The following is a 3,570-nucleotide window of genomic DNA, read 5'->3' on the forward strand; positions in this document are numbered from 1 at the left end:
CTACCAAGTCGTAAAGATTCGGCTGCGATGCGTAGGTGGGCACTTCTGGGGGGCAGTGTCGGGGTGGCGGTAGGCTGAAGTCGGATATGCGTTCCGTTGCGGGATGTTCCAGGATGTCGCGGGTGGGCGTCGCGGGTGGACGTCGCACCGCGGGCATCGTCGCGTGCCGTGCGCGGAACCGAGCATGGTCACGTGCGCGGCCGAACAGGGAGGACCATGGCCGCCCAAGCGGATCTGACAATGAGCACGGCGCTGGTCACCGGGGCGTCGTCGGGCATCGGCGCGGCGTTCGCGGAGGCGTACGCGCGGCGCGGGGCCCGGCTGGTGCTGGTGGCGCCGGGTGAGCCGCGGCTGGCCGAGGTGGCCGAGCGGCTGCGGGCGGAGCATGACGTCGAGGTGCACACGGTGGCGCTCGACCTCGCCGAGGAGAGCGGGCCGGACGAGCTGGCCAAGGCGGTGGCCGAGATCGGCGTGGAGATCGACGTCCTGGTCAACAACGCCGGCTTCGGGACCCGGGGGCCCTATCACGAGCTGTCGGCGGACCGGGACCACCGTGAGGTGATGCTGAACGTGGTGGCGATCGAGCGGGTCGCGCACCTGTTCCTGCCGGGCATGGTGGCCCGGGGAAGCGGCACGGTGATCAACGTGTCGTCGACGTCGGGGTTCCAGGCCGTGCCCTACATGGCGGTGTACGGGGCGTCGAAGGCGTTCGTGCTGTCGCTGTCCATCGCACTGTGGGCCGAGGGCCGACGCCACGGCGTACGGGTGCTCGGGCTGTGTCCGGGGCCGACGGACACCGGCTTCTTCGAGGCGATGGGCTCGCGGATGTCCGCCGGTGGGCGGCTGCGCACCACCGACGAGGTCGTCGCCGCCGCGTTCCGTGCGCTCGACCGCGGCCAGGCGTACGTGATCGACGGACGGCTGAACTACCTGACGTCCAACGCCTCCCGGCTCCTGCCCCGCGGCTTCGTCGCGCGGATCACCGAGCGGGTGCTGCGCCGCGGCTCCCTGGCCGCGATCCGCAACGCCGGCGCCGGCGCCGGTCGGAAGCGCACCGGGCGTCGAGCCCGGCGTCCTGGCGCACGGCGAGCCGCCTGACCGGGACCATCCCCCGGACCGGTTGGTGACGGATCCGGTCAGGCCACCCCGTCGCGCGGGGACCGCGCGGGATCGGCTGGCACTCCGGTGCCACCTGCGGGGCGCCGAACCGAACGGTGCGCCGTGCGCGGTCCCGCGGCACCGCGGTGTCTCGCCACTACGGTGATCATCCGTCGGCGGGGACCACAACGTCGACCTTCCCGCGCGACGAGCCTCCCATAGGGGGCGTTCGTCCAGCTGGATGACTTCGCGATCACGAGCTCGCGAGGGTCGCGGCAGCGTCTGCGGTCGTGGTCGCGGTCGCGGTGATGGGGCCGGTCGCGGTGATGAGGCCGGTCGTGGTGGTGGGGGCGGGAGTGAGGCCGGCCAGGTCGGCGATCAGCTCGTAGGAGCGGACGCGGTCGGCGGGCTGGTGGGTGTTGGTGACGATCATGATCTCGTCGGCCTCGGTGGCGTCGAGGAGGGCGTCGAGGCCGGCGCGGACGGTCGTCGGAGAGCCGACGATGTGTGAGCCGGTGATGTTCTCCGCCGCCGCCCGCTCCTGCGGCGTCCACGCGTGCGCGGCCGCCTCCTCCGGCGAGGGGAACACGCCGGGACGGCCGCCGCGCAGCCGCAGCATCGCCAGCCGGACGGGCGCGGCGAGCCATTCGGCCCGCTCGTCGTCCTCGGCGCACAGCGCGGCGGCGGCGACGATCGCGTACGGGCGCTCCCGGCCCGCCGACGGGCGGAACGAGCGGCGGTACAGGTCCAGCGCCGGCAGCGTGTTCGCCGCGCTGAAGTGGTGGGCGAAGGCGAACGGCAGGCCGAGCATGCCGGCGACCTGCGCGCTGTAGCCGCTCGACCCCAGCAGCCAGATCGGCGGAGCGGGAGCCTGCGGGAACGCGGCGACGCCGTGCATCGGATGGTCCGCGGGGAACGAGCCGCCGGCCAGGAACGTCGTCAGCTCCGACAGCTGCTCGGGGAAGTGGTCGGCGCTGACGACCCCGGCGCCCCGGCGCAGCGCCCGGGCGGTGGCGGGGTCGGTGCCGGGGGCGCGGCCGATGCCGAGGTCGATGCGGCCGGGAAACAGAACCCCGAGGGTGCCGAACTGCTCGGCGACGGCCAGCGGCGCGTGGTTGGGCAGCATCACTCCGCCGGAGCCGACCCGGATGGTGCCGGTGGCGGCGGCGATCTGGCCGATGAGCAGCGCGGTCGCGGAACTGGCGATGCCGGGCATGCCATGGTGTTCGGCCAGCCAGTACCGGCTGTAGCCGAGGTCCTCGACCCGCCGGGCCAGGGCCAGCGACCCCTGCAGCGCCTGCGCGGCGGTCACGCCGGTGCCGACGGGCACCAGATCGAGCACGGACAGGGGCACGCTGCGACTCCCACTCACGACAGCGGGCAACACGGGGCCGGCGGCGTCTCTTCCCGGTCGCAGACGTCCGTCAGCCGCCGACGGTCTCCATGTAGTCCTCGGCGACCTCGTCGAGGGCGTCGGCGGGATGGCCCAGCGCGATGCGCACCCGGCGGCGGCCGACGAGCAGCAGGTCGAGCAGGAAGTCGGGGACCGGCGCGTTCTCGCAGCGGTGGTAGCCCATCGTGAACCAGACGTGGGCGTCCTGGAGCAGCTCGACGGCCTCCAGGCTCTCCGCGACCGCCTCGTACACGGCGGGGTCGGTCAGCCGCGCCGCCTTCAGCTCCGCCCGCAGCGCCGCGGCCTGCTCGGCCTTGCCCTGGCGCAACAGCCCGTCGTGCAGCCAGACCCGGGGATCAACGGGGCAGTCGCTGCTGTCGGCTACCGCGGCCCGGTAGCAGCGCACCGCCTCGTCCCAGTCCTGGGCGAGCCCGTACTGGCTGCCCGCGTCGACCAGCAGCGAGGCACGGGTCACCGTCTCGCCGTGGGTGTCGGAGCTCTCGGCGAGCGTCTCCAGGGTGGCCGCCGCGCCGCGGTGGTCGCCGTCGGCGGCGGCCCGGAACGCGATCTCGTCCACGTCGTCCTCGGTAAGCATGCGTGCCATTGTGACATCCTCCCTGCCGTCGAAGGACGGGGAATCCCTTCCTCGCGGTCGGGTTTTCCTGTTTCACCGACAGACGCCTCCCCGTTCTAGGAGCGGGGTGGTCTCACTCCGTCTCCACAGGCTGACACCGCGAGCCCCGCGGCCAGAATGTTCCGTGCCGCGTTCACATCCCGATCGTGGGCTGCGCCGCAGCGGCGGCAGGCCCATTCCCGGACGTCCAACGGCAGCTTCTCGGCCAGCGCCCCGCAGGACGAACAGGTCTTCGAGCTGGGATACCAGCGGTCCACCGCGATCACCTCACGGCCGTACCAGCCAGCCTTGTACTCCAGCATGCTCCGCAGGTCCCGCCAGCCCGCATCCGAGATCGCATGGGCAAGACAATGATTGCGGACCATGTTCCGAACAGTGAGATCCTCGACAACGATCGTTTGGTTCTCGCGAACAAGTCGAGTAGACAGCTTGTGCAGATGATCCC

The 3,570-nt window shown here is 72.4% G+C and carries 4 protein-coding genes; 1 reads left to right on the top strand and 3 read right to left on the bottom strand.

Annotated elements, in window-relative coordinates; genetic code table 11:
- Positions 1–240 precede the first annotated feature (240 nt).
- A complete protein-coding gene (locus C1A33_RS22325; protein ID WP_243407826.1) occupies positions 241–1,098 on the top strand; it encodes an SDR family NAD(P)-dependent oxidoreductase in 858 nt (285 codons plus the stop codon).
- Positions 1,099–1,351: 253 nt separating this feature from the next.
- On the opposite strand, the gene C1A33_RS22330 is transcribed toward C1A33_RS22325, so the two are convergent.
- The 3 genes from C1A33_RS22330 to C1A33_RS22340 form a co-directional block, all read right to left on the bottom strand.
- Positions 1,352–2,452, bottom strand: coding sequence for an LLM class flavin-dependent oxidoreductase (locus C1A33_RS22330; protein ID WP_243407827.1), 1,101 nt, complete (start codon positions 2,450–2,452; stop codon positions 1,352–1,354).
- Positions 2,453–2,522: 70 nt separating this feature from the next.
- Positions 2,523–3,086 carry a tetratricopeptide repeat protein gene (locus C1A33_RS22335; protein ID WP_101833331.1) on the bottom strand — a complete coding sequence of 188 codons (564 nt, stop codon included), beginning with the start codon at positions 3,084–3,086 and terminating at the stop codon, positions 2,523–2,525.
- Between the two features lie 95 nt (positions 3,087–3,181).
- The coding region (locus tag C1A33_RS22340; RefSeq protein WP_133150788.1) for an RNA-guided endonuclease InsQ/TnpB family protein at positions 3,182–3,570 on the bottom strand (389 nt) is incomplete at its 5' end.

Origin of the sequence: Frankia canadensis (assembly GCF_900197875.1) — a bacterium.
Classification (GTDB): domain Bacteria; phylum Actinomycetota; class Actinomycetes; order Frankiales; family Frankiaceae; genus Frankia; species Frankia canadensis.

Excerpts from the sequence above, each read along its gene's own strand:
- C1A33_RS22325 (WP_243407826.1), top strand. The coding sequence starts at position 241 with ATGAGCACGGCGCTGGTCACCGGGGCGTCGTCGGGCATCGGCGCGGCG.
- C1A33_RS22335 (WP_101833331.1), bottom strand. The coding sequence starts at position 3,086 with ATGCTTACCGAGGACGACGTGGACGAGATCGCGTTCCGGGCCGCCGCC.